The sequence below is a fragment of the Bifidobacterium jacchi genome (assembly GCF_009078285.1).
Classification (GTDB): domain Bacteria; phylum Actinomycetota; class Actinomycetes; order Actinomycetales; family Bifidobacteriaceae; genus Bifidobacterium; species Bifidobacterium jacchi.
Map to the genome: position 1 here is coordinate 2,588 of NZ_RQSP01000081.1, position 662 is coordinate 3,249.

At 54.1% G+C, this 662-nt stretch carries 1 pseudogene; it reads left to right on the forward strand.

From position 1 onward, the window contains the following. Positions 1–565: pseudogene (locus tag EHS19_RS10350) on the forward strand (hypothetical protein); the annotation flags it as partial. Between the last annotated feature and the right edge of the window lie 97 nt (positions 566–662).

Here is a 662-nt window from a genome sequence, read left to right on the forward strand (position 1 = left end):
CAATGTCGATTCAGGAACAGCGGCAAAAGTAACAAAACAGACAATTGCTGGGGCTAATCAGAACTGTCTAGCGCGATTCGACAAGCTCCACCCTGACCAGAAAGGTAAGGGCAAGTGTCGCATGGTCGGTGTGGGCGTTGTCACCACATTGGCGCATAAATATGACGGTACGGGATTCGTGACGGCAAACTTTTGGGAGGCCCAATGGAACAAGAAAGTTGCGAATAAAAAGTATCACAACAATAACAAAGAATATGACACCAATGATGCTTTTTCAGATGATCCAGCTTGGTCGGTGGACAAGCTGGCGGCAAATGCTTGGAATAACACCGTTCCCATGCCGCCCGTCGTCATCGTCATCGCCCTCAACCAGAGCGAGCCAGCATCCACCCCGCCGCAGAAGTACAAGCTGACGGTCAGTACGAAGGCGTCCGGCAGGTTCGGCACGTCGGGCGGCACCAACCCGGTCACCGACGCAATCACCTTGAACAACACAACAGCCGGGAGAAAGTCATCGGACAGATCACCCTCACCGCCATCACGTTGGACGGCACGACGCATGTGAGCCCGTTGAAACGGTTCACCACGAGCGTCGCCAGCAAGATCGCAGCCGAGGTGCCTCATTTGAAAATGAGCGCGAAATCCGGAGTGGTGCCTCACTT